At 45.8% G+C, this 25,753-nt stretch carries 24 protein-coding genes and 1 riboswitch; of the genes, 7 read left to right on the top strand and 17 right to left on the bottom strand.

From position 1 onward, the window contains the following. The first annotated feature begins 57 nt into the window (after window positions 1-57). The 3 genes from norV to ACXAD4_RS19655 are packed head-to-tail and all read left to right on the top strand — an operon-like array spanning window position 58 to window position 3,119. Entirely contained in the window at window positions 58-1,563 is a 1,506-nt protein-coding gene (gene norV / locus ACXAD4_RS19665; RefSeq protein ID WP_475243576.1) for an anaerobic nitric oxide reductase flavorubredoxin, read from the top strand. 3 nt (window positions 1,564-1,566) lie between these two features. Then, the gene (norW, locus tag ACXAD4_RS19660) at window positions 1,567-2,727 is read left to right on the top strand and encodes an NADH:flavorubredoxin reductase NorW (protein ID WP_475243575.1); all 1,161 of its coding nucleotides are present in this window, start codon (window positions 1,567-1,569) and stop codon (window positions 2,725-2,727) included. Window positions 2,728-2,774: 47 nt separating this feature from the next. Next, window positions 2,775-3,119 (top strand): TehB family protein, encoded by a 345-nt coding sequence (locus ACXAD4_RS19655; protein ID WP_475245594.1) that lies wholly within the window; start codon window positions 2,775-2,777, stop codon window positions 3,117-3,119. 112 nt (window positions 3,120-3,231) lie between these two features. Here the strand turns inward: ACXAD4_RS19655 and ACXAD4_RS19650 are convergent, their stop codons facing one another. The 4 genes from ACXAD4_RS19650 to ACXAD4_RS19635 form a co-directional block, all read right to left on the bottom strand. Beyond that, the gene (locus ACXAD4_RS19650) at window positions 3,232-4,242 is read right to left on the bottom strand and encodes an adenosine deaminase (protein ID WP_475243574.1); all 1,011 of its coding nucleotides are present in this window, start codon (window positions 4,240-4,242) and stop codon (window positions 3,232-3,234) included. Window positions 4,243-4,354: 112 nt separating this feature from the next. Continuing rightward, window positions 4,355-4,454, bottom strand: a riboswitch (purine riboswitch). 130 nt (window positions 4,455-4,584) lie between these two features. Continuing rightward, window positions 4,585-5,010, bottom strand: a complete 426-nt coding sequence (locus ACXAD4_RS19645) for a cupin domain-containing protein (RefSeq protein ID WP_475243573.1) — start codon at window positions 5,008-5,010, stop codon at window positions 4,585-4,587. A gap of 163 nt (window positions 5,011-5,173) precedes the next feature. Next, window positions 5,174-5,410 (bottom strand): thioredoxin family protein, encoded by a 237-nt coding sequence (locus ACXAD4_RS19640; protein WP_475243571.1) that lies wholly within the window; start codon window positions 5,408-5,410, stop codon window positions 5,174-5,176. A gap of 35 nt (window positions 5,411-5,445) precedes the next feature. Next, window positions 5,446-6,465, bottom strand: a complete 1,020-nt coding sequence (locus ACXAD4_RS19635) for a permease (RefSeq protein WP_475243569.1) — start codon at window positions 6,463-6,465, stop codon at window positions 5,446-5,448. Window positions 6,466-6,784: 319 nt separating this feature from the next. Here ACXAD4_RS19635 and ACXAD4_RS19630 point away from each other — a divergent pair, with 319 nt between their 5' ends. After that, window positions 6,785-7,372, top strand: coding sequence for an AAA family ATPase (locus ACXAD4_RS19630; protein WP_475243568.1), 588 nt, complete (start codon window positions 6,785-6,787; stop codon window positions 7,370-7,372). Window positions 7,373-7,380: 8 nt separating this feature from the next. Here the strand turns inward: ACXAD4_RS19630 and malF are convergent, their stop codons facing one another. Together malF and malE are read right to left on the bottom strand one after the other, a co-directional pair. Beyond that, a complete protein-coding gene (gene malF, locus ACXAD4_RS19625; protein WP_475243567.1) occupies window positions 7,381-8,937 on the bottom strand; it encodes a maltose ABC transporter permease MalF in 1,557 nt (518 codons plus the stop codon). 48 nt (window positions 8,938-8,985) lie between these two features. Beyond that, entirely contained in the window at window positions 8,986-10,167 is a 1,182-nt protein-coding gene (gene malE, locus ACXAD4_RS19620) for a maltose/maltodextrin ABC transporter substrate-binding protein MalE (protein ID WP_475243566.1), read from the bottom strand. A gap of 698 nt (window positions 10,168-10,865) precedes the next feature. Here malE and ACXAD4_RS19615 point away from each other — a divergent pair. Together ACXAD4_RS19615 and ACXAD4_RS19610 are read left to right on the top strand one after the other, a co-directional pair. Then, on the top strand, window positions 10,866-12,128 hold the full coding sequence (locus ACXAD4_RS19615) for a maltoporin (protein WP_475243565.1): 1,263 nt from the start codon (window positions 10,866-10,868) through the stop codon (window positions 12,126-12,128). A 20-nt stretch (window positions 12,129-12,148) separates the two neighbouring features. Then, a complete protein-coding gene (locus ACXAD4_RS19610; protein WP_475243563.1) occupies window positions 12,149-12,982 on the top strand; it encodes a MalM family protein in 834 nt (277 codons plus the stop codon). Between the two features lie 77 nt (window positions 12,983-13,059). Here the strand turns inward: ACXAD4_RS19610 and ACXAD4_RS19605 are convergent, their stop codons facing one another. The 10 genes from ACXAD4_RS19605 to ACXAD4_RS19560 all read right to left on the bottom strand — a co-directional run bounded on the left by ACXAD4_RS19605 (window position 13,060) and on the right by ACXAD4_RS19560 (window position 24,060). After that, a complete protein-coding gene (locus tag ACXAD4_RS19605) occupies window positions 13,060-13,662 on the bottom strand; it encodes a sigma-70 family RNA polymerase sigma factor (RefSeq protein WP_475243562.1) in 603 nt (200 codons plus the stop codon). A 72-nt stretch (window positions 13,663-13,734) separates the two neighbouring features. Continuing rightward, complete coding sequence (locus tag ACXAD4_RS19600) at window positions 13,735-14,484, bottom strand: MBL fold metallo-hydrolase (RefSeq protein ID WP_475243561.1); 750 nt, start codon at window positions 14,482-14,484, stop codon at window positions 13,735-13,737. A 226-nt stretch (window positions 14,485-14,710) separates the two neighbouring features. After that, on the bottom strand, window positions 14,711-16,165 hold the full coding sequence (locus ACXAD4_RS19595; RefSeq protein ID WP_475243559.1) for an efflux transporter outer membrane subunit: 1,455 nt from the start codon (window positions 16,163-16,165) through the stop codon (window positions 14,711-14,713). Continuing rightward, the gene (locus tag ACXAD4_RS19590; RefSeq protein WP_475243557.1) at window positions 16,152-19,241 is read right to left on the bottom strand and encodes an efflux RND transporter permease subunit; all 3,090 of its coding nucleotides are present in this window, start codon (window positions 19,239-19,241) and stop codon (window positions 16,152-16,154) included. Before ACXAD4_RS19590 ends, ACXAD4_RS19595 begins: the two co-directional genes overlap by 14 nt. Before the next feature lie 9 nt (window positions 19,242-19,250). Then, window positions 19,251-20,429 carry an efflux RND transporter periplasmic adaptor subunit gene (locus ACXAD4_RS19585; protein WP_475243555.1) on the bottom strand — a complete coding sequence of 393 codons (1,179 nt, stop codon included), beginning with the start codon at window positions 20,427-20,429 and terminating at the stop codon, window positions 19,251-19,253. Window positions 20,430-20,594: 165 nt separating this feature from the next. Then, window positions 20,595-21,476, bottom strand: coding sequence for a LysR family transcriptional regulator (locus ACXAD4_RS19580; protein WP_475243553.1), 882 nt, complete (start codon window positions 21,474-21,476; stop codon window positions 20,595-20,597). A gap of 142 nt (window positions 21,477-21,618) precedes the next feature. Then, window positions 21,619-22,110 (bottom strand): copper chaperone PCu(A)C, encoded by a 492-nt coding sequence (locus ACXAD4_RS19575; protein ID WP_475243552.1) that lies wholly within the window; start codon window positions 22,108-22,110, stop codon window positions 21,619-21,621. A gap of 51 nt (window positions 22,111-22,161) precedes the next feature. After that, on the bottom strand, window positions 22,162-22,611 hold the full coding sequence (locus ACXAD4_RS19570; protein WP_475243551.1) for a hypothetical protein: 450 nt from the start codon (window positions 22,609-22,611) through the stop codon (window positions 22,162-22,164). Window positions 22,612-22,756: 145 nt separating this feature from the next. Next, complete coding sequence (locus tag ACXAD4_RS19565) at window positions 22,757-23,518, bottom strand: hypothetical protein (protein WP_475243549.1); 762 nt, start codon at window positions 23,516-23,518, stop codon at window positions 22,757-22,759. After that, window positions 23,518-24,060 (bottom strand): RNA polymerase sigma factor, encoded by a 543-nt coding sequence (locus ACXAD4_RS19560; protein ID WP_475243547.1) that lies wholly within the window; start codon window positions 24,058-24,060, stop codon window positions 23,518-23,520. Before ACXAD4_RS19560 ends, ACXAD4_RS19565 begins: the two co-directional genes overlap by 1 nt. Before the next feature lie 199 nt (window positions 24,061-24,259). On the opposite strand from ACXAD4_RS19560, the gene ACXAD4_RS19555 reads away from it, so the two are divergent. After that, window positions 24,260-24,685 (top strand): hypothetical protein, encoded by a 426-nt coding sequence (locus ACXAD4_RS19555; RefSeq protein ID WP_475243545.1) that lies wholly within the window; start codon window positions 24,260-24,262, stop codon window positions 24,683-24,685. An 88-nt stretch (window positions 24,686-24,773) separates the two neighbouring features. Here ACXAD4_RS19555 and ACXAD4_RS19550 read toward each other — a convergent pair whose 3' ends face one another. Then, window positions 24,774-25,565: a hypothetical protein gene (locus tag ACXAD4_RS19550; RefSeq protein ID WP_475243543.1), complete on the bottom strand. Its 792-nt coding sequence runs from the start codon at window positions 25,563-25,565 to the stop codon at window positions 24,774-24,776. Window positions 25,566-25,753 lie beyond the last annotated feature (188 nt).

The raw sequence follows: 25,753 nt of genomic DNA, 5'->3' as shown, positions 1-25,753 counted from the left end.
TTTCGGGTGGCATGTCGCACCCATCGCAATAGATATAGCAATAGATAAGGTATCAAGATGACAATTCACGTTAAAAACAACATTCACTGGGTAGGCCAACGTGACTGGGAAGTGCAAGACTTCCACGGAACAGAATATAAAATGACCAAGGGGACGAGTTACAACAGCTACCTTATCCGTGAAGAAAAAACGGTTCTTATTGATACTGTAGACCACCGCTTTAGCCAGCAGTTTATTCAAAACCTTGAGATGGAAATCGATCTGGAGCAGATCGACTATATCGTTATCAATCACGCAGAGGAAGATCACTCTGGTGCGCTAACTGCATTAATGGCTCGTATTCCTAACACGCCAATCTACTGTACAGAAAATGCGGTAGATTCCATTGTCGGTCACCACCACCATCCAGAATGGAATTTCCATGTCGTTAAAACCGGTGACACGCTAGATATCGGTAACGGCAAGCAGCTTATCTTTATTGAAGCACCAATGCTTCACTGGCCGGATAGCATGATGACTTATCTAACGGGTGATGCTGTGCTGTTTAGTAACGATGCATTTGGTCAGCACTACTGCGATGAGCGCCTGTTTAACGATGAAGTTGATCAGAATGAATTGATGGAGCAGTGTCTGCGTTACTACTCCAACATCCTTACCCCGTTTAGCGGCTTGGTGACAGCCAAAATTCATGAGGTTCTAAGCTTCAATGTGCCGGTAGACATGATTGCCACTTCGCACGGTATTGTATGGCGTGATAATCCGACCCAGATCGTTCATCAATACCTAGAATGGGCTGATAACTATCAGGAAGATCGCATTACGATCTTCTATGACACCATGTCCAATAACACGCGAATGATGGCGGATGCGATCGCCCAGGGGATCCACGATGTTGATCCTGGCGTTGCCGTGAAAGTGTTTAATGTTTCGCGTCAGGATAAGAACGAAATTCTTGCCAATGTGTTCCGTTCTAAAGGGATCTTGGTCGGATCTTCTACCATGAACAACGTAATGATGCCAAAAGTTGCCGGCATGCTTGAGGAAATCACAGGGCTTCGTTTCAAGAATAAAAAAGCCGGTGCCTTTGGTAGCTATGGCTGGAATGGTGGCGCGGTAGACCGTATTCACTCTCGTCTAACAGATGCAGGATTCGAGACAAGTGTTGGGCTGAAAGCGAAATGGAAACCTGATGGCAAAGCGATGCGTGAATGTCGTGAACATGGCCGCATGATTGCTAAGCAATGGGCATTGAAAAACTTGCCGCCGGTTCAACCGTTGGCTGCCGAGCCTAAAGAAGAAACTGTTGAGTTTTACGATGCCGCGTCAGCTGCAGTAACAGAATTTGAACCTCAGCAAGCACCTATGTCTACACCAGTAGAGCAAGCAATACCAGATAGCCAGAAGATGCTGTGTACAGTCTGTAACTGGATCTACGACCCTGCGGTAGGTGAGGTGAATCAAGGGATTGAAGTTGGCACTTGTTGGTCAGATATCCCTGAGAGCTTCCTATGTCCAGAATGCGGCTTGGGTAAAGACGTATTCGAACCGGTTAAAGGGGCGTAAACCATGGTGCAACCCCTAGTGATAATTGGTAGCGGCTTTGCCGCCTACCAACTGGTTAAAGCGATTCGTCGCCAAGATAAGGCAATAGCAATCCAGGTGTTTACCGCTGACGACGGCCATGACTACAACAAACCTGATTTAAGCCACGTATTGTCGAAAAAGCAAACGGCTCGTGATTTGATCCGTATGAATGGACAAGACTTTGCTCAAGAACACCAAATCGAGTTATATGCCAATTGTCATGTTGAAGCTATTAATACCACACAGAAGTACCTCGAAGTGGATGGAAAGCGTTACCAATATGGAAAATTAGTGCTGGCAACAGGTGCTAAGGCTTTTGTTCCGCCTATAAGTGGTGATGCGGCAGATCGAGTATTAACGCTAAATAGCCTATCGGAATACGAGGATGCAGAAAATACCTTGCAGCAAGCAAATCGCATTGCAGTCATCGGTGGCGGTCTTATCGGAACTGAGTTGGCGATGGATTTTGCCACTAGTGGCAAGAGCGTTGCTGTTATCGACCCGTGCCAAGCCTTGATGGCCAATCAGCTGCCGGAGTTGGTCGCCATAAAGCTTGAAAGGGTGATGGCTTCTCAAGGTACATCAATTTGCTTATCTGACAAGGTTGAAAGCATATCATCAGTATCTGCACCGGTTTCATCGATAAATGTTGAGCTGGCATCGGGCAAAGTGCTTGAGGTTGATGCGGTGATCTCAGCAGCGGGCCTCAAGCCCAACACTCAACTAGCCGCAAATGCTGGGCTTAAGGTTAACCGAGGCATCGTGGTTGATGAGTATCTGCAAACCTCCAATAGTGATGTCTATGCCCTTGGTGACTGCGCCGAGATAAATGGCAATGTATTGGCCTACCTGCAACCGGCTTTGCTGAGTGCCAATGCATTAGCCAAAACTCTGCTAGGCCAATCAACCGTGCTAGTGCTGCCAAACATGATGGTAAAAGTTAAAACGCCAGCGTTTCCTATTCAGCTTGCAGGGCAGAATGTCGGCCGGAATGACAGTGATGCCTTGAGTTGGCAGATAGAAGCTAATGCATCCGGTAGTACTGTAAAAACATTGGATGAAAATGGGCAGTTAACCGGTTATGTGGTTACCCAGCAGCATTTACCTAATGCATTCCCGTTGTTGAAAGAATTAAACAGTTAATACAGTTAGTTGAAAATTAAGTAGAGGTTTCTATGATCCATCAAAGCATGAGCCATCAAAGAATTCCCGCGCACTGGACAGTTCAGCGTTCTACGCCTTTCTTTACCAAAGATAATGTTCCACCTGCTTTACTTAGTCACCATAATACTGCGGCAGGTGTATTTGGTCAGCTGTGTGTTATGGAAGGGACAGTTACCTATTATGGTTTCGCCAACAGTGAAGCAACAGAGCCAGAGCTGAAGGTGGTTATCAATGCCGGGCAATTCGCAACAAGTCCACCACAATATTGGCATCGCATTGAGATGAGTGATGACGCTCAGTTCAATATTAACTTTTGGTCAGAAGGGGATAAATCGGGACAGCCAATGTTCCACGCCAAGAAATCAGACTAACTCTGGTTATGGTCCCTTAAGAAAGCAGCCCGGCTAATGCCGGGCTGTTTTTTTAGGGATACTGTTTCTTTTGCGATACATTGCTAATCGCACCATAGAGCAGTAACAGATTTCAGGCATTAAAATTAGCCAGGTATTCTCTTACCTTCTGTGACAGTGTCACTCTCTGGGTGTTTTCGATAAAACTAGCTTCGATGGCATTGAGACTGAACTGGGCTATCTGCTGATGGCTGATTGGGTGTGCATCAACTACCGCCGCAAAGTTGTCGGTCATGTACCCACCAAAGTAAGCCGGGTCGTCAGAGTTGATCGTGACACACAGGCCAGTTTCAAGCAGATCAACAATATTGTGCTGTTCCATATTGTCGAATACTTTAAGTTTAATATTGGAAAGCGGGCAGACGGTCAAAGGCATCTGGCTTTCAGCAAGTTGTTTGACCAACTCAGGGTTTTCAACACAGCGTACCCCATGGTCAATACGACTGATACCAAGCATATAAATGGCATCGAGTATGTTTTGGGCCGGGCCTTCTTCGCCAGCATGGGCAACTGTTAGGAAGCCAGCCTCTCTGGCAGACTGGAAGACTCTGGCAAATTTTTCTGGTGGATGACCTAGTTCAGAGGAATCCAAGCCTACAGCGATGATCTTATCTTTAAACGGCATTGCTTGTTTGAGTGTCTCGAACGCTGCTTCTTCATCAAGATGACGCAGGAAGCACATGATCAATTGGCTTGAAATATCTAGCTGAGATTGGGCTTGGTCGAGAGCCCGGGTAATACCGTTGATCACTGTTTCGAAGGCAATTCCACGTTCGGTATGGGTTTGCGGATCAAAGAAGATTTCAGTGTGTACGACGTTGTCTTCGCGGCAACGTAATAGGTAGGCCCAGGTAAGATCAAAAAAGTCCTGCTCTGTAATGAGCACATTGGCGCCTTGGTAGTAAATATCTAAAAAAGATTGCAGGTTATGGAATTGGTAGGCATCGCGAACTGCTTGGGGAGATGAAAATGGGATGGCCACCTTGTTGCGTTGTGCAAGCTCAAACATTAATTCAGGTTCAAGCGTGCCTTCGATGTGCAAGTGCAGTTCTACTTTAGGTAGTCCTTGGATAAAGTCTTTCATATCAAGCCCTTATTATAATTCTTAACAAGCCTTACTGTGGTAGGCGTATGGATTGTGGAGTATTAAGGTGCTTTTCTGTCGTGTCGGATACTGACATACAAAGAGAAAAGCACACATGCGCTTAACTCTTCGTAATCAGAATTTTACGGATTCTGGTAGAGACCCCCATACCATATCAATGGGGTTATACGAAGCCGTTTGCTTATTACAATCAGTGTAGTAATAAATCACAAAATAGTGCAAGCAAACGTTTTCGTGATCATCGCATAGCGACGGTATTGATGCAATCCTTAGTCTTAATCAGGTCAGTCACACATCACGTCAAGGACAGTCAGGAGAAGGCTAGTTATCTAGTACGGTGACCTTACTGTCTTTCTCGCCAATATAAAACACGATGACTTTGGCCGGCTCATCGCCGGTATTCTCACCGTAATGGGAGGTGTTCATCACTTCGACCAACACTTCACCGGCGTTGATGGTGACTTTCTTATTTTGGGTGTGAACGGTCAACTGCCCGCTGAGTAAGATCCCTGTATTGATAACGGGGTGCTGGTGCCACGGCAGCTTTTCTCCCGGCTCAACGGTAATCTCTTTAATGGTGATTTCTGGTTGATGGAGTTGAATAGAGGGGAGTGGCTCACCATTCCAGCTGGTGGTTGTTTTCACTAGATCCTTCGATGTTGCCGCCGAGAGTGAAAAGCTGGATAGCGCTAACGGCAATAGCACAAAAGGTACTAGTGCTTTGAAGGTGATAGTCCTTAGATTCATGGCTTGTTCCGTGTCATAACTGGTAGCCATAAGCGTAGAACAAGCTTCTGGGGTTATTGGTTGTAAATATCTCTATTTTCGATCGGTATCCTAGATTTGAGTGAAACCGGGAGACGCAGTTAAAGCATCTCCCTGTCCTAGCTTCTTGTAACGATGAGTTGATTTAGTTCGTCAACCAGCTTTCAACATTCTCTTTTTTAGGTACGCTCCCCTTGTGTACAACCACTTCGTCGATAACGACTGCAGGTGTCGACATTACACCGTATGCCATTATTTGGGCCATGTCTTGCACTTTCTCTAGTTCAAACTCGACGCCTTGGTGCTGAAATACATCATTAATCAATTCAGCAGTAACTTTGCAGTTCTTACAACCAGATCCGAGTACTTTTACATTTTTCATGTTTGGTTCCTTATTTGATGTCATAGTGATAGAGATTACAAAATGGGGAAAGTGGCATTGAACACCCAGCCAATCAGGGTGAATGCCACCAATAAAACAACAAACAGCGTGGCAAGTAGGCGCCACTGCATAACTTGCTTTAGCAAAATGAATTCAGGGAAGCTTGCCGCAACTGTACTCATGCAAAAGGCCAAGGTAGTCCCTATGGGTAACCCATTGGTAATAAGGCTTTCCATCACAGGGATAACTCCAGTCGCATTCGAATAAAGTGGAATACCTAGCACAACAGCGGCTGGAACCGACCACCATTGGCCAGCACCAAGGTATGACTCAATCAAGCCTTCAGGGACGTAACCGTGCAGGGCGGCACCGAGCCCGACCCCGATGAATACCCACTTCCAGACCCGGCCAAAGATGGTGGTCACTTCCTCTTTGGCGAAACTGTGCCTTTCAGCCAAAGATAAGCGGGGTGAGTGGACTTCAGTCGCTGCTGTATCTACCTCGCTTTGTGTTCCCTTTTGCTGTGTTATCTGCCCTTGTTTCAGGGCATTGGCAGCAAAGGGTTGTAACCAGCGCTCGGCCTTGATGGCATCGAGGAAAATCCCGCCCAATATCCCAACTGACATACCCAGCGCAATATAGACAAGGGTAAACTTCCAGCCAAGAAGGCTTACTAGCAGCAACACCGCGACTTCATTAATCAGTGGTGACGTAATGAGAAAAGCCATGGTGATCCCCAAAGGGATCCCCGCCGAGGTAAAACCCAGGAAAACAGGAATACTTGAGCATGAGCAAAATGGGGTAATGGCACCAAAAAGTGAACCTAATGAATACCCAAGTGCTCGGTGTTTACCGGCTAGGTAATCCCTTACCCGCTCGACGTTGAGAGAAGCCCTTATTAATGCAATGGCGTAAATCATTACCAGTAGCAGGGTAAAAATCTTGAGGGTGTCGTCAATGAAAAAGTGTAGGGCTCCGGCGAGTTGGGTATCAGGCGATAAACCCAATACCGAATACACTGCCCATGAGGCGATTTCGGTGAAAACTTGGAACATACTTCGTCCTTAGCAAAATGACTAACTACTGATAAAGACGAAGCAGGGTCGAAAAGGATTCGCATTTTTTTAGAAATATTGAAAAAGCCCCCTAAGCGAGTAGAAGGGGCGGGGTATGTCCCCAAAAACGGCTTTTTCAATGACTCTAAATGTTATTGCACTTTGCGGCGTACTTTACGTGGATTTCGTATGCAGATGTGGGTTTCAGTTATTCGGGAGGATAACTAAGGGGAATGCTTTCTTAGAAGAGTGTTTTCTAAGAAGCAGCAAGACCTGTTGTTGGCTAGGCTGATAACAGGGTTTGTTTGGAAGCGCTAATATGAAAAAACAGCTGAAGGTGGTTGTAACAGGTGGGCCAGGTGGTGGCAAAACTACTGCGTTGGACTTATTTCGTAGGGAGTTAGGAAACAAAATTGCTGTTGTCCCTGAGGCGGCAACCGTTCTCTTTTCTGGTGGAATCACACGTTCTGAGGATGAGCAAGTACTCAAGATGATTCAGAAAACCATCTTCCAACTGCAAAAAAACCTAGAGGATATCAATAAGGCACATTACCCAGACCGGCTACTGGTGTGTGATCGTGGCTCACTGGACGGTTTAGCCTATTGGCCTGGCAGCGAAAAAGACTTTTTCAAACAGGTGAACTCAACGTTTGAAGAGGAAATATCCCGTTATGATGCGGTGATCTTTTTTGAGTCTGCGGGCGCTACAGGCCATGACATTAGCAGTAACAACCCGGTACGGAGTGAATCATCAGAACAGGCGGCAAAACTGGACATAGCCTTACAAAATATCTGGGCTAGGCATCACAATTTTTATTTTGTCGGTAGTTCTGAGTCATTTGTTAGAAAAATCATGTTTGGCATCATGACGATTGAGAATGTGATAAATCGGTATCAGCGTGAATAGGCGAATTGTCAATCCTGCTCAAGTGTTGACTTACTAAGCCTCAAGTTAAGTAGCGACATACCACCGACCATCAGGAAGATCAGGGTTGCAATTGCACCGGCTAACCCGAAGTCCTGTCCCCCTCCACCTTCAAAGGCGATACGGTAGGTATAACTGACTAGCAAATCGGTATAGCCTGCTGGCTCTGAGGTACCAACCATGTTTGGTCCACCTGCAGTCAGGAGTTGAATCATTACAAAGTTGTTGAAGTTGAAAGCAAAACTTGCAATCAACAAAGGCGTTAATGGCTTGATCAACAATGGCAGTGTGATCATGAAAAAATTATGTATTGGGCCAGCACCGTCAATGGCGGATGCTTCGTACAAGTCTTCGGGAATCGACTTCAAGAGCCCCATGCACAGGATCATCATATAAGGGAAGCCAAGCCAGGTATTAACCAGCACGACCATAAACCGGGCTAAGGTAGGATCAGAGAACCAAGATGGTTTGATACCGAACATGGCATCGAGCATCATATTGATTTCCCCAAAGCTTTGGTTAAACAGACCCTTGAAGATAATGATAGAAATAAAAGAAGGGACTGCGTACGGCAGAATTAATAATACCCGGTAAATACCGCTGCCTTTTAAAGGCTCCCATTGAACAATACAAGCCAAGATCATCCCTAAAGCCAATGTCAGGGCAACAGACAAAAAAGCAAAAACAACAGTCCAGATGAAAATCCCAATGAAAGGCTCCTTGATACCGTCATCGGTCATTACACGTTCGAAGTTTGCGCTACCTACTCCAACAACAAAGCCTGGTGATATGGGGTTTCCTGCAAAGTTGCCATCATTATCAACAGGTTGATAGAAGCCCGTTTCCAAGTTGGGTTTATATCGTTGCTGATTTTGATTATTGAGCAAGCTCAGGCCATCTTCCTCGACGGTGAAGAGAGAGGTCTCAGCTGCAAACCTCCTCAAACCGCTCATGCGGATGTGTTCACCATTTGGCATGATTAACTCAACCTTGTTCAGGTTTGAGCGATTTTGGACAATGGTACGAATGATTTCTTTTTCACCCGGCGCTGCATCAATGGGGTGCAGCTCCATGAAATCGTCTGTTGGTGGATTGGAAATGTCGAATACTTCCGAAGCAAGGAGGGTGTTGTCAGCTTTGATGATTAGTTGGTGACCAGCATCCACCTTGTAGAGATCAAATAGGTAGCTCTTGCCTGACTGGAAACTGCGCTGCAAGAGAATGGCTTGAGCCCTGTCTAGCGTTAGTTGATTCGAAGCACTGTAGTTAGTAAATGAAAGCCCGATGGTATAAACCAAAGGAAAAATGATGAACACTAACATCCCGACAACACCCGGGAAGATATAGCGGTGGGCGTATGTCTTTTTGCTTCCAAAAATGTAGAGGCATAGTGCGGTTAGGACAACCGTAAGAAGTGCAAAAGGGATTTCGCCCTTAGCATACATCAATACGGTCGCATAACCGTTTATAATGCCGATCGCTCCAAGTAGTGACCATTTAAACCACCAGCGAAAATTGAATTTGGAGCTTTCTTGTTGTGAATTCAAACCCTAGTCACCTTGTTATTAAAATAGGGGGACCTTCACTTTAAGCAGCTATTTAAGCATGTGTCCGGCTGCTTCATCCAATGCCTCATCAACATCTTGGCGACCATCAACAACATTTTGAATGGCATTGCCTAGGGCATACCAAAATGCAGTCATTTGCGGCACATTAGGCATAATCTCACCGTTTTGTGCATTCTCCATTGTGGCGGCAATGCGGACATCTTCTTCTATTTGTTTCTGGAATGATTTAAGTGCGACCGCGCCGAGTGGTTTGTCATCATTTACCATACCCAAGCCCTCGTCAGTGAGTAGGTAGTTCTCTATGAACTCAACGGCAAGATCTTGGTTGGGGGAAACGGAGCTTATGCCTGCAGTCAATATGCCGACAAATGGCTGTGAAGGGCTGCCATTTAGCTCGGGTAATAGGGCGACGCCGTAGTTAATACCTGATTTATCAATATTGCCCCATGACCAAGGGCCATTGATTGTCATCGCTACGTTACCTTTGTTGAACTCAGCCTCAGCGATGTTGTAATCCATATCTGGCGAAATAACTTTTTTATCAACCAGTGATTTAATAAAGTTCATTCCGCTTTCGGCGCCGGAATTATTAACACCAACATCTTTGACGTCATAGCCTTTATCCGTGCTCTTGAACGCGTAACCGCCATCAGCAGAAATGACAGGCCATGAAAAATAGGGCTCTTTCAAATTCCACATGATCGCTTTTTTTCCCTTTTCTTGAAGCTTTTTATCAAGAGCTTCAATGTCTTCCCAGTTCTTAGGTGGGGTAGGAACTAAATCTTTGTTGTAGATTAAAGAGAGCGCTTCAACTGCAATGGGGTAGCCAATATATTTACCGTCATACCGAACAGCATCCCAGGTAAAGTCGATAATCTTATCTTTTAGTTCCTTGGAAGGTTTTACTTCAATCAGCAAACCTGATTTGGCATAACTACCGAAACGGTCGTGTGCCCAGAATACGATATCTGGACCATCACCAGCCGCAGCGACTTGAGGGAACTTCTCAGACAGGCCATCTGGGAAAGCAACGGTGACTTTCACACCTGTATCTTCCTCAAATTTCTTACCGACTTCCGCTAAACCATTGTAGCCTTTGTCACCATTGATCCAAATCGTGAGCTGGCCTTCTTCGATTGCTGCGAAAGCATTAACTGAGCCAATTGCGGCAAGGGTACAAAAAGCTGCAGAGGTGAGGGCTTTTTTCATCTTTTGTATCCTTCTCGGTGGTGATTGCTTGTTCTGCAGACAAACCTCTGCAGAACAATTTTCGTGATCATTTCTTTTTATTGTTGTATTGCTATGCCTGAGAAATTATAGACTCATTTTGGCAGCCAACTTAATCTGATGATAAAACTGCAAAACTAAATGATAGTCAGCTTTCAAAAGTGTGGTTTTGGTCACGAGGTTAAGTGGTAGCAAGGAATGCATTTCTAAAGAGATGCATATTTAATTTTTAGCTCATTATGATTATTTATTTTAAAGTGGATGGTAGCTATAAATAATGGTTTTTATTTTGTTTTTAATTAAAGTTATCAACCTTAACAAATTCTATTTTCTTCTTATCATCTGTTATAAATTATTGTGTGTTTTTTGATATTAGGCTTTAGTGGATATAGCGCTTTTTGATTTCTCAAATTTAAGAATACTTCAATTTAATTGTATTTCTCAGAAATAATAGCCTGTCTTAATATTTATACATTGACGATATGAAAATAGTGATATTCTTTATCATGTAAAAATTATATGAAGTATTTTTTTGTCTTAATAAAAAACAAGAAAATACAAACGATAAATTAATCGCTGTCAGCATTGGTTAGAGGCTCGAGCACAGCAAAGCTTGCTCGTTAAAGGAAGAACATATAACAAATTAAAAAGCAAAAAGGTCCATTATAGGAGCGCTAAAAATGAAAAAGCATACGCTGAAATTGACTGGTGTCATTTCGACCATGATGGTTTCTACATCAGTTTTGGCAGAAGTGGATTTTCACGGCTACATGCGTGCAGGTATTGGTATCAGTGGTGATAATGGCCAGCAGGTGCGTTACGAGTCCAATAAAATTGGCCGTCTCGGTAACGAGGATGACCTCTATGCTGAAGTCCAGTTGGGCAAAGAGGTTTACAACCAAAACGGTAAATCCTTTTATGTCGATTCCATGGCCGCTTGGCTCTCCGATGGCAGTAACGACTTTGAGGGGACAAATACCTCTTGTGAGTTGGATCCTGATGCAGATGGCCTTGTCTCCTGTGACAATGATGCACAATTTGCTATTCGCCAGTTCAACGTTCAGACGGAAGGGTTGATTGCACGCGATCCAGCGGCTGTTATCTGGGCTGGTAAACGTTACTATCAACGTCATGACATTCACATTACTGATTTTTACTATTGGGATACCTCGGGCTCAGGTGCGGGGGTTGAGAACATCTCTGCTGGCCCCGGCAAACTTTCATTAGCCGCTCTTCGCCAAGATGACGGTGACGTTAATGTGAATAATTTGGATATCCGTTATGCTGAGATTGGGCTATGGGATGAGGCTAATCTCGAACTTGGTTTTAATTATGGCTTTATCAATGAGACCGATGACCAGAAGGGAATGGGTATCAGCGATGATCCCCTCATGCTGACTGCCGAACTTACCATGGCTGATATTGTCGGTGGGTTGAACAAAGTCATACTTCAATATGCGACAAACAGCTATGGTGCACAAATGGCCGGATTGGGTGCAGGTAACTCTCCCCAAGTCACTGTTGATCCTGATGGCGAGCCCAATGGTAGCGATGGCAGTGATGGTTATCGAATTATCAACTGGGGGGTGATGGCCCCGTCAGATACATGGGAAATTGGTTATCAGCTTGTCTATGCTCGTTCGACTTTTGACAATAGGGATGATCACGATATTTTTAGCGTCGTTGCACGTCCGATGTACAAGTGGAATGAATACAACCGAACCGTGTTCGAGGCGGGCTGGTTTACCGAAGATAACAATAATGTCGATAGCTCTGCGAGTAAATTTACCATCGCCCAAGCATGGTCAGCCGGTAGTAGCTTCTGGGCCCGCCCTGAACTTCGAGTGTATGCCAGTTACATAGAAGATTATGAAGATAACTCGATTGGCGATGCGGATGACTCGGAATACAACCTAGGTGTCCAGGTTGAAGCCTGGTGGTAAGAAGTACAGAGGGATAGGCAATGCTTAAGTCAATCACCATAATTTTATCCCTGTGCATTGTTATGACTTCGGGCTGCTCGTCAGCACCCGAAGTCACTACTCAGGCCAAGAGCCCTGCCAATAATAGAGTTGTTACAACAGCAGAGTTAAATTGGCAGGAGCTGGCTATGCCGTTAGATATCAATTTTGAATTTAACGAAACAAGTCAGGTATTGGTCAGTGACGAAAGCACAGGCCCGGTTGCCAGTTTTGTTATTCCGGTAACGAGTACGCCGATCGAAATGGTGCTGACCAGTTATGTGGATAGCAAATTAACCCTTTATAACCCAAATGTATTGGTTACAGATTCCGAAGGGGAAGTGCTTTATCACATTGAATCGGGGGAATTCAAATATATACCAGCAAGGCTTTTACAGGGTGATCAAGTTCAGGCCAAGTTTACGATCGTGCCGAAGTTCGGTACTGAGCGGGTCAATGTCTTAATCTATACCACGGCTGAAGATCTTGAAGGGAGTACTACGGTGTTGCATCCTGCCAAAGCGTTCGCGATTGGAAAAGGAAACCAGCCACCCAGTATCCCTGATCTTACGGCATTACATAGTAGGTATGGCCAGCTACATTTAACGGCACTGGCGTCAGGTCAAGGTCATCAAGGCTCCGCTTATTCTGCGACCGAATATCAACCAGCTAGAGATAGCGGCAACATAGACTATTTGGATTCTATTCAAAATAGCGTAGAGCAAGGTGATATGGATAAGGCCATTACCTTGCTAAATGAAGCGGAAAAAAGGGGCGTACCGAACGCCAGGGAAACCTTCATTAATGCTGTTGAGAACCAAAAGGGAGTTAACTAGCACCTTAAATGCAATCAATGGATTAGATGTTAGATGTAAGCTATGACTCAGGTGAAGTTCAATGAGGCTTCAACGGGTCATAGCTTTTCTGTTTGATTCTCTTCGCGTGGTGTAAAACAACAAACCTGTTGATTAGCATCTAGCTTCACTTTGCATGAAGTCATCAACTGCTTCTTCAACTTGCCTCGGGCGCGTAACAGGCGAGATTTAACTGCTGGTAGGGTTAGATCATGTTGATTGGCATACTCTTGCTGAGCCATACCTTTTATGTCGCAAGCCTTTAGAATGTGGCTGTCTTGCTCCGGAAGCTCTGTTAATACACGGCTCAAGCATTGGGTAAGCGTGTCGATGATAGCTTCTGAGTTTGGTTCTTGTTCGATATCTTGTTCAAGTGGATCAAGACGTTTCTTTCTACTGTTGTCAATAAGTAGGTTATTGGCGACACGATAAAGCCAAGCGCGGGGATTGGTAATGTCACAGAAATCAGCATCTTTGAGCATGGCGCGGATAAACACTTCTTGAAGCAGGTCTTCAGCCAGGGCTTCGTCGTGGGATTTTGCCTTTAGCCATTGGCTGAGAGGTTGGGCGTGTTCAGACCACGCCGACATTAAGCATGGCCGGGCGTTTGATGCTAAATCTGCGACAGTATTTGTGGCTGTTTCTGCAAGAGGCTGGCTCATTGTGGTGTATTTTCCGTATGCGCGTAACGTACGCAAAGATATTACTTCAAAGTGGACTTCAAAACAGGCAACTCACGTTGCAGAAATCGCTCGTTTGAATTTCGTTTTTACCGAGCGCCAATGGGTGACCGGTGTTGTTGGAGCCTTGTCGAGCAGGTGTTGGTAATCCTCTGCTTGAGGGCTGATTTCGCCACCGTGAGCAAGTAGCACACTTGAAGGTGATAGATGGATAACTTTCTCGACCGAGCTGCGGTAACGCTTAGGGTAGAACACAGGGAATGGCGGGATATAGCGCCCTTTTACTTTCACTATCAAATCAGCAACATAAATCTTGCCTGAATCCTTGTGATATAAAGATAAATCCCTGTCGGTATGGCCTTGGGTTGCCAATGCCTGCCATTCGGGGAAGCCGGGCAGTGCTTCTTGGTCATCCAATAGATAGTCCGGTTTTAACTTGGCGTCATACCATAAGTTCGTACGCGGTTTTTTCATTCGCTTTGCTACCCAACCCGCCAGCAGTAAGTCCGTCCAATGCATTAATGCGCCGTCAATGCCTTGGTACCAATGGCCTGGCACATTGGCGGCAGCAATTGCGCAGCCTGTCAGTTTTCGAAGGCGGTGTGCGGCTCCGGCATGATCGGGATGCATGTGAGTAACTACGACGAGCTTTAGAGCTTTGGCTGGGCGATTGAGCTGTTTAGATATGAAATCCAGCAGAATTGGGATATCCGCCCGGCAGCAGCCATCGAGAAGGAGTAAACCATGACGATACTCCACGAGATAGATCGACTGAATGTAACCATTGATGTGGTGTAGTTTCATCTTGATATCCCTATATGGATGAAAGCGATTGAGCCTTTCCGTAATGAAATCATTATTTAACAACTCATCAGACCAATCAAGCAGGGAAATGCATGGGTGTGGGAGAAAAGGGATAAAGAGGTAGGTTATATTTCTGATGAAAGTGAAGAAAAAGGCCCAGCAAGCCCTGTTATGAGTGGTAGAGCGAGCAACTTGCCGGGCAAAAAATAACGAACAGAGAGCGGATTTAAATTTCCCAGTCACCTCCTAGTGCTTTGTTCAGGCCAACAACCATGTTGGCGGTCTGAAGGCGGGCGGCTACCACTTGGTCACGCATTGCATGCTGCTGGCGTTGGGCGTCCAGTACCGACAAGTAGTCAATCAAGCCTGCCTTGTATAGTGAAAGCGCTTTGTTTACTGCTTTGTCAGTTTCGGCTTCAGCCTCTAGTAACAGTGTTTGGTATTGCTGGCTGTTGCCGTAGCCTGCCAGTAAGGTTTCAACCTCGCCAACTGCGCTGTTAAAAGCATGCTGGTAGGAAAGGGCGCTAGCTTCAAAGCGTGACTCTTGAAGCTCTATCATGGCATCGGTACGTCCACCGTCGAAGATGTTCCAACTAACACCTAAACTCGCCATCCAGGTCGCCGAGTCACTGCTAAACAAATCATCAAAGTCGTTAGCTAGTACTCCCGGCGCGCCGGTCAGGTAGAATTTCGGGTATTGGTTGGCAACAGCCGCAGCGAGCTCGGCATTCTGTGCAGCCATTTCCCGTTCGGCGATGCGAAGATCAGGTCTTCTTTGTAACAGGTCTGATGGCAATCCGGTTGGAATGACACCGTCAAAGGCCGGCAGCGGAGAAGTGGCTGCTAGTCGCTGCTGCATTTGTCTTGGTGATTCACCTAGCAGTATTGCCAAGCGTTGCTGGTGGGCAGTTTCAGCCGTTTCTAGCTGAGGGATAACGGCTTTGGTTGCCGCCAGCATGGCTTTAGCTCTTGCAACATCAAGTTGCGAGCCGTAGCCACTTCGATGGACTTTTTCGACCAGTTCCAGGGTTTGTTGTTGATCTTCAATAAGATCGAGTGCGATGGCTTTACGATCCTGTGCGCCTCGTAATTGCAGGTAATTATGAATCACATCACTGGTGATCAAGGTTGTCAGCCCTTGTCGCATGATCTCAGCTTGTTCTGCACGGATTGAAGCGGCTTTGGCTTGGTTGTCGATGCGACCAAACAAGTCCAATTCCCAAGCGATAGTCATGCCGGCATGAAATGCGCTTTGATCACTGTCCAGAATAGGTGTACCCAGTGGGTTGTTGGATGACACTGCGGCACCGAGCAGCGGGTCGTTATCACTGATCCCATACGAGGTATAACCCGCGCCAAGGCTAACCGTCGGCACTTTGAAAGACTCGACGATCTGGTTAAATGCCTGGGCGGATTTGATCCTCTCTGAGGCCACTTTAAGCGGGATGTTTTGGTTCTGGGCATCCTTAATCAGCTGATTTAACGTTGGGTCATTAAATTGTGACCACCAATGAGCACTGATAGGTTCATTGGCTAGACGCTGGCCTGAACTTGTACCTGCAACGGATTGATTTAGGAAGGTCTCCGTCAACGAGTGACTCGGCTGCTGGTAGTCAGGTGCCGATGCACAACCAGTTAGGATCAAGGCGGCGACCAATACTGATAAATTACGCTTTTTCATTAGTCAGCTCCTCGTTAACCACAGTGCTTTGGGTTGTTTGTTTCAAATCTGCTCGGTAAAACAGGCGATATAGAGCTGGCATCACAAACAGGGATAATACCGTCGCTGCTGCCAAACCGCCGATAATGGTCGCCGCCATTTGGTCAAACAAGCGGTCCGACAGTAATGGGATCATACCTAGGGCGGTTGTTAGGGCACCCATTGAAATAGCCATAGTGCGGTTTAAGGTTGCTTCCTCAATCGCTTCTTCCAACTCCTTGCCGTTTTTCCTTTCCAATTCGATCTGATCCATTAGCACAATGCCGTTTTTGATGATCATGCCAGAGAGGGCGATGGCACCAATTAACGCCATGAAACCGAACGGTTTATCCGTCATCAACAGGAACCAGCTTGCACCAGTGGCAGCCAGCGGAACTGTGGTCAGGATGATGATGGGTTGCTTAAAGCCATTGAACAGCGCAACAAGGATGATCACCATAATCAATAGGGCTTTTGGTAGCTGTTTGAAGGTATCGGTAATAGCCCTGTCTTCATCGTAATATTCACCACCCCACTCGAAGCTATAGCCATACGGCAGCTCGATAGCTTCAATGTCGGTGACCAACTCTTTGCGTACATCAGAAGCCGTCATGCCTGTAACAGCAGCTTGTACTGTGATGGCTGGTACGCGGTTGCGGCGCCACATCATGCTCTCTTCGTCTTTTAGTTCGAATTTGTCGACCACCTGGCCAAGAGGCACAGAGTGCATACCCATAAGAGAGCGTACCGGCAGGGTTTCTAGCGAGCTAATGTCAGCCTCTGCGCTACGTATCTTGATAGGGATCAGCTCATCACCTTGATGGAGTTGTGCCAAGGTAACACCTTCTGTTGCCCGTTGAATCGCCAGAGCCACATCTGTCCGGTTGATACCGGCTCGGCGCGCTTGCTCTTGGTTAAGCTGCGGTACGATGACCTTACTTTTTTGGCGCCAGTCATCACGAACATATTTGGTGTTTGGATGAGCTTGCAGAATGGCTTGCGCTTGCTTAGATAAGTCATGCAGCACGTCAGGATCAGGGCCGATAAACCTAGCTTCGATGCTGAATTTGTCCTTAGTAGCAAGCTTGAGGGCACGAAAACGAGGCTCTGCGTGTGGGAACTGTTCCTGCAGCCATTTATCGCCTCTTCGTTCAAGCGCCGCTATTCCATCAAAATCATGGGTGTTGATCAGGATCTGGCCGTAACTTGGATCATAAGGCTCCGGCTCGACCGTTACCGAGAAGCGCGGTGCGCTGGCGCCGACAAACGTAGTAAAGTCTTTCACTTCTGGTTGCTCACGAAGCCAATCTTCGATACGAACCATATCTGCTGAAGTCTGTTCTATTTGAGCGCCATTAGGTAGCCAGTAATCCAGGAATACCATCGGGCGATCAGAAGTTGGCATGAAGTTCACTGCGATATGCGGTACCACAAACGCAGTAACACCAAGCAGCGGGATTAATAGACTTAGCCCCTTGAGCGGGTGGCGCACGGTATAGTGGACGGCTCTGCGGTACAAGGAAGGTTTGTTTTCTGATCGTGCATTTTTTGATGCCGACTGTTTGTTGCTTGGTTTTATCCACGCCCAACACATCAAAGGCGTGATGGTCATTGCTATCAGCCACGAAAGCAGCAGTGATGCACACATTACCCAGAATACCGAACCGGAAAATTCAGCAGAGTCTGTCTTAGAGAACATCACAGGGCTGGCACCCATTACTGCAATGAAAGTAGCGGCAAGAAGCGGTACGGCAGTTTCCTGAACAGTCTCTTTTGCCGCTTTTAGACGATCGATGCCTTTGTTGATCTTTGAGATGATCATGTCTGTTACGACAATCGCGTTATCTACCAACATACCCAAGGCAAGGATGAAGGTACCAAGCGAAACCCGCTGGAGATCAATCGCATCTATCTTCATGTAGATAAGTGTCAGAAGAATAGTGAGAATTAAGCTACTGCCAACAATGAGTGCGCTCTTCATGCCCATGAATAGCCATAGGATCACAACGACGATAGCGACACTTTCCACCAAGTTGGAAACGAAATTGTTGATCGACTTTTGTACTTCTTCCGGCTGGAATGCAACGGTGTTGATCTCAACGCCCAGCGGTAAGGTCTGCTGGTATTCATCAATCACCTGATTGAGTTGATCACCAAGTGACACCACATTGATACCCGAGTTAGGGCTTACTGCCAGTGTAATGGCATCGATACCATTGAAGCGGCTCTCAGAAAGGGCTGGTGTCTGGTAACCCATCGAGACAGTAGCAATATCACCAAGGCGGATAAGGCCAGTACCTAAATCACCAATGCCACCCTTGATCATCAAGTTCCGGACATCATCCAAGCTTTTGAATTCACTTCCTTGATCGATTCTGATACGTTCGATACCCGCTTTGAACTTACCCGCTTCATAAATCATGTTTTGGCTAGCAAGTTGGTTGATCACCTGAGCGGAAGATATACCGTAATCAGCCAAACGTTCATCAGGTAGGTCGATATTCACGACTTGGTTGCGTACGCCGTGTAGCTCAATTTTCTTGATACCTTCGACGGCTTTTAGGCGGCGCTGAAGCTCTTTGGCATAAAGTCGCAGTTCGCTAGGCTCAACACCATCTCCCGTTACGGCAAATAGCATACCGTACACTTCAGAGAACTCATCCTGAACAATGCTGATCTGGGCGGTTGCCGGCAAGCTGAGCTTAACGTCATTGACCTTGCGGCGAAGCAAGTCCCACTGCTGGGGAAGCTCTTTTGAGTTGGTCGCTTCTTGGAGGTCGACGAAAATCATCGAGCTACCCGGCCGTGATAGTGAACGCAATTTCCAAAGCGTCTCCATCTCTTGCAACTTGGTCTCGATCTTATCTGTGACTTGTTCCTCAACCTCTTGTGCCGAGGCCCCAGGGTAGAGCGTCACGACAACGGCACTTTTAACAGTAAATGTCGGGTCTTCAAGCTTGCCAAGCTTGAAATAGGATGTGATACCGGCGATCACGCATAGCACACTAAAAAATACAATGAAGGTGCGCTGACGAATGGCAAATTCTGCAAGATTCATCTTGGTCACCTATCGAGTTTGTGGCGCAGAGTCATTGGACAATGAAGAGTCTGCTGCGGAAGCAACTATTACCTCATTTTTTTGAGCCTGTGGTGGCACTAATGCTGTGGTGATCACCTTACCGACCGGTTGGCTAGGCTCTAAATAAGGTACTCCCCCTGTGATGATTTTATCGCCAGCGTTTATGTCTCCGGAGATACACGCTGTATTCGCTTGCAGAGAGTGTATTGTTACGCCTTTTGGATTGGCTGTTCCATTTTTGATGGTTAAGACGGTATGTGTTTGGCCTGTCTGCATAATTGCCGAATAGGGAATGCAATACTGGCCATCACTTTGTTCGAATGCGATATTCAGCTGAATAGCTTTTCCTGGTAGGGCTGAGTCATTCATTGTCAGCGCGCTTTGATCCAACCGGTAGGTGAGCTGATACGTTTGCTTGATGGGATCTGGCAGCGTACTGATTTCTTTAAGCGTGGCAGGGATAGGAGTGTTATTGCCATACCATGACACCGCTCCGCTTGGTTGACCTTCGAACTGGTTGATGAGGCTTTCAGGGATATCTACCACAGCCTGAAGATGGCTAGGTTGATGGATAGTGAAAACGGGCAGGCCTGGAGCGGCTTGCTCAAATTGCTCACTAAAGCGTTTGCCAATCACGCCGTCAAAAGGGGCGGTCAACTCGGTGTAGGAGAGGGCATCTTGTGCTTTTTGTAGATTCTGCTCAACCACCTTGACCATTGCCTGACTGCGTTTGTAGCCCGATACGGCCCTGTCTAAATTTACTTCAGCAATGGCATTGTCGCTGGTGGCTTGTTTGACCCGCTTAAGTTCGATATCCGCCAATGCTTTAGCGGCCTTAGCCTCATCCAATCTAGCTTCCAGTTCAAGTACCGCAACCTGATAATCATGTGGGTCTAGCCTTGCGATGACTTGGCCCTGTTTAACTTGCTCTCCCGTTTTTACCAGTACTTCGTTAATGGTCCCTGGCACTTTGAACGCAAGGTTGGCGGTATCAATTGCTTCTAGTACCCCAGAAAATTGGCGGGTATTAAATTGATGCTGGCTACCTAGCTCAATAACTTGCACTGGTCGTAGAGACTTTTCAGCAGCTGGTGGCGTAATGTCACTGCAGCCGCTGAGAACGAGCATGGCAATAGGGGCCAATGCATATGGAGTTATTGTTTTCATCATCCATTCCACTCAATTAAAAAAACAGTGTTATTTTAAGTTGTGGATGAGGATGAATAATCATGCTGCGACGTGAAACACTGTCACGATATTTGTGACAATAAAAGCGATTCTCTTCTTGCTAAATTAGGATGTTCTCTGTATTTGATTCAAAAAATGCAACAATCAAAAGGCCTTGGGTAAGTATTCGAGTAAGTGGTCAATAAGCGCTCGAGTTGCTTGGCTTATACCCATCCGGTCGGGATAAATCAGCCATACATCTTCTGACTGTGATTTACAGTCGGGAAGGATCTGGACTAACTCGCCGGATTCCATCGCTTTGATTGCGAGAAGCAACGGAAGGAAGCTTATCCCTTGGCCGGCGATCATTGAGTGGCGAATGTAGCCTGTACTGTTGCTACTGAGTACGGGTTTTACTTTTACAGTCGTGTCTGTAAAGCGCCAGGTATCCTCGATTCTGCCATCTGGCCAGCGATAGCAAATACAGCGATGGTGAGTGAGTTCATCAATACTGCTCGGTTCACCGTGTTGTTCGATATAGGCTGGGCTCGCTAATAAAAAGCGATGGATAGAAGTAATGTGGCGAGCAACCAGGCTGGAGTCTTGCAGCGGCCCAACATGAAAACTTAAATCAAGCCCTTGTTCGTACAGATCATGGTAACCATTGGTACTGAAACGCACATCCAGTTCCACATCAGGGAACTCTTGCTGAAATTGGGTGAGGATAGGTTGCAGCAGTTCATCACTGTCTGGAAGGGCACCGATTTTAATCTTACCTGTGGGTTTGTTATCGAGCTGGTACATCGCTTCTTGGGCTTTCTCTATCCCCTGAACCACTTTCAATAGCTCTTGGTAAAGCACTTCCCCGTGCTGGGTTAGGCGAAGTTTGCGAGTTGTGCGGAAAAACAATTGGGCATTGAGGTGCTTTTCCAGCTCGCCTATTCGGCGACTCACGTTGGCCCGAGGAAGGTCGAGGGCATTGGCGGCAGCCGAAAAGCTACCGAGTTCTACTACCGTGGTAAAAAGTTTGAGGTCATCCAGACGCATAAGTGGCACTTATAGATATTATTCACTGTTTTACAGTGTAAATGCCGAGCATTTGCAAGGGAATGATAAATATCATGAAGGGGGAAGAAGAAAGCCGACTTGATGTCGGCTTTAATTATTGGTTATGAGGATGCTTAAAGCATCAGTGATGGCTATGATCCATCTTCTCGTCTTTCATGCCTTCAGGCACATAGGTCGCTTCTTCTACTTTCACTTCAACTTCTACGGTTCCTGCGTGTTTGAAGTTTAGGGTCAGAGGGAAGCTATCACCGAGCTGTGGTACTTCATTGAGGTTAAAAAACATAACGTGATAACCGCCCGGCTTAAGCATTTGTGCACCATGGGCCGGCACATCAATTTTGCCAACTTCACGCATTTTCATCATGCCATCTTCGTGGATATGGGCATGTAATTCAGTCTTTCCTGCAATTGGAGAAGAGGCACTGATCAGCTCATCACTACTGTCGCTGTGGTTCATGATATTGAAAAATGCCGCCGCGACCTGAGAGGTCGGCGGGACTTGCTTTGACCAAGGGTGATCGATATGTAAATCGCCGGCTTTGTAGTCGTGTGCTTGAGCTGCGGCGGCAAATGCAAAAAGGCTTCCTAGCAAAATGCTTTTTATTGTTTTCATTACGTTCTCCATCTGGCGTCATGCCAATAAAATTATGGGTATACATTAAATTTATGAAAATTTAATCGATATAGGTGGAGAGTGTTTAGGCGCAATTCGGTATAGCTTATTTGCAAGGTTGTGGTATTGAGACTGATAGCTTCCAATGTGGCCGACAAACTGGATAAAACCTACAAAATTGTAGGCGCCATCGAACGAGAAGCCTTTTCCGTCATGCAGTTTAAAAACAGGGCAGTGGGCATTAAAGTCTGAATGTTCGTCATGGCTCTGATGGTTACTGTGCCTATCAAGAGAAGAGACAGAAACCCACTTTAACCCCTCAGAAGTACAAACCAGGACGTTATCACCCGTTAACCAACCCGTTTGTTTGTCAAAATATTGGGGATTAAGAACAACAATGGATGACAGTAGGGAAGAGGTAAATAACGCGATAACCAGCAGCGAACAGAGCCATTTTCGGGAATAAAAAGTGAGATGAGAAAATGGAATATTGCTTGGCATGAAGTTTCGTTGTTATTGTTCTGATATATAAAGAGTAACAGGCAATATCTATCATGTAACTGTTTTTGTTAATAGTTTGTGGCCATTTTGAGATCAAAGTACCATGCCGGTTTAATTCGGCTATGGTTTTTTGAGGAGGAATCGTCTAGAGATAGCTGTTAATAAAGTCGATATCGCCTTCAGCAATCATATAGTAGTGGAAACGTTGATCTTGCCATGCGGTATGGGTGAGAAGCGGTTTTTCACTGATTAGCATTGGTTCAAGCACAGCACTCGAGTCTTCACCAAAGACATTGAGCTGAGTAACAAACAACCAAATATATTTACCGGCCTCATCTTCTAAACAAACAATTGAGACTTTTTTATCATCCCATAACTGGGTGACGCCGCCTAAAGCATGCATGGTGTCTAGTGGCTCTGGGGTGACATAGGTCGTTGGCCAGTTGGCTTTACCAAACTCTTGATTGATCAATGTTAGATCTTCGACAGTAATATCCATTTCATAAGGCTGGCTGGCAAAAGCGATCATGTCTTGCTGAAACTGGGAGAAGCTTGGTTTTTCTGTTGGCTTAAAGATCCCCCAGGACAATACGATCAGTAGCAATGAAGCCGCAATGGCGAGTGGGGCTAGCCATGAATGACGCTTTGAAAGTGTAGGATTTGCCTTTGTCTTTTCTTCGCCTTTTTCAGTGAACTGCTGGATAAGTTGGTCTTTCAAGTCGCTAGGGATTGCAATACTGTCTAACTGCTCACTGATGGCATCTTCATTGTCTAAGTGCTTTTCATACCAAACTTTTAGCTCACGGTCTTCTTCTACTAAAGCAAGAGCCTCTGAGGTGAGTTTAGTGATTTCATCTACACCTGGACGATAGAGTCTTAAAATTGATTTCGCTTTGATGCTATCCATTAGTCTGCTCCTACTTGCTCCAAGCTATCGTCAAAGTCGGTTAAATCAGATTCAATGATCTTGTATAGCATTGTTTTGCCTCTTGAAATTCTTGATTTAACCGTACCCATAGGAACGCCAATGATCTCTGCAATTTCTTGATATGAGTGCTCTCGCATGTAAAACAGAATCAAGGGAGTACGATAAAACTCATTCAAGTTTGATATGGCTGTCATGGCCTTCTTCGGATCAATGCATAGTGGATCTTGGCTTTCTAAGTCTTCTGTTGAACCTTCGACAATATCTTCATCACTCGTAAGCACACTGAGCTTACGCTTTGTATGCAAGAACTCCCTGTACAGCGTGGTAAACAGCCAAGTCTTAACCTTGTCTTGGTCACGCAACTGGTGGCCTTTTTCCAACCAAATACAAAATGTCTGTTGGGTAAGATCACCGGCATCTGCTTGTGAGTTCGTCAAGCTGTACGCAAAGCGGTAAAGCTTTGCATAGTACTGATCCACAAGCTTACTGTAGTCATGCTGTGTTTGAGTGAGTCTACTCATGCTAATAAGAGGCTTATAGTTTTATTTTTGTTCCACACATGGTCGTAATCATAGAGTGAAAATTGCAGACGATATTTCTCAATATCGACATGGAACAATTTCTCGACAGCTGTCTCATACCCGTGAAACATGGATGTTTGTAGTACCGCTTGGAAAAGCAGTGGCATGTTTGATTGAATCAACTTGATTAGGTGAGAACATGAAAAATGGTATTCAAGGTCTATTAACAGCAGCGGGAATAATGGGTGTGCTTGTTTTTTCAACGGGCACGGTTGCAAAAGATGAAGATAGAACAAGGTTTGAATGTTGGGAACCCGGCCCCTATGACACCAGTATGGACGCAAGGTTTGAAGTGCGAGATGGCAGGGAAAAATTTGATGTCTCGTTTGAAGCGGCACCTAAAGGTTATTATGAGTCTGGAGACATCCTTGAAGTCCATGTTAATTACGAAAAAGTAGGCTATATGGTGCTTTATTACCAAGGATATGATTTACAAGGTGATCTGGAGTTTGATACTCAGGTTGAGGGTAAATATGATGATAGCCAGCCTTTCCCTGAAAACTTCCCTGAAAATGTTGGCAAGGGGACCCATATTTCAGTTGGGTACTTGAGCTGCTCTTTCTAAAAAAAGACGCTGTGTCTTTTATCGATATCAGATTTGATATCTAGAAAGGCACAGCGCTACAGGAAACTAGGTTTCAGTTAAGTACTGATTAGCTTTTGGTGAAGCGGTAAGTTTGAATCTTTTGCTCTTGGCCATCAACCTGAGCGTAGGTGTCAACCATCCATACGCTTGGGCCTGCAAAACCAAGTTCTAGACGAACTGTTGAAGAGTCAAAGTTTTCGTAAATGCTGGCCTGTGCATTTGTTGGGTAGAAGTTGTAACGGTTCATGCTTTGCTGGAATTCACCGGCAAAAGTAACCGGAACATTGCTTGCGTTATCAGTCACGGTCAGGCTGTAACCAGTTTCAGGCGTATAGGCAAAGTTAGCAGTAAAAGAGAGCGCCTGTGATTGACCGTCAATGCTCATGTTGTTGATGTTTACGCTAGCTTCTGTGGTTTTAGCCAGAGAGCCAGTTGCTTTCGCCGTTGCGTTGACGGCTTGCTCGGTTGCACCGCTCCAAATACTTACGTTCCAGTTACCGGTGAAGTTATCCAACTTATCCCAGTTTTGTGGCTGTGCGTTGGTTGCAGCAACCTGACCACCGCTGCCGATTTGAGTCAATGCATCGTTACGGCTGTCATGGCGCTGGTTTTCACGGTTGTTTTGAATATCAGCAGAAGCACCTGCTACGCCACCAGAAACACCGCCGGCGATAGCGCCTTTAACTGCTAGGTCTGCATCACCAGTCAAAGCACCCAGGGTCAGGCCAAGTAGGGCACCACCGGCTGCGCCTTGTTTGGTTAGGGCGTTTGGATCATCTTGGTTGTCAGGGTTAACACAGCCAGTAAGAAGAGCCAGGCCGATGATAGAAGCAATAGAAGTTTTGGCGAAAGTGTTCATGATGATTCCTGCTGATAAATATGCTTTAAGGCTTATCACTGATGTGATTGCGTTTTGTTATGGCGCTAATTTACCAACTGTAAACTGAATCATTCCTGTATGAATTGAACGGTGTTTTTTATATTTCAAAATGTAAAAATACTTGCATTTTTCAGCTAGCGTTTAGCGATTAAGCGCTTGGTTCTATG

The organism is Photobacterium sp. AWH4_225 (genome assembly GCF_056158405.1).
Note: the sequence above shows the minus strand (reverse complement) of the source record. Positions and strands in the feature narration are given on the sequence as shown.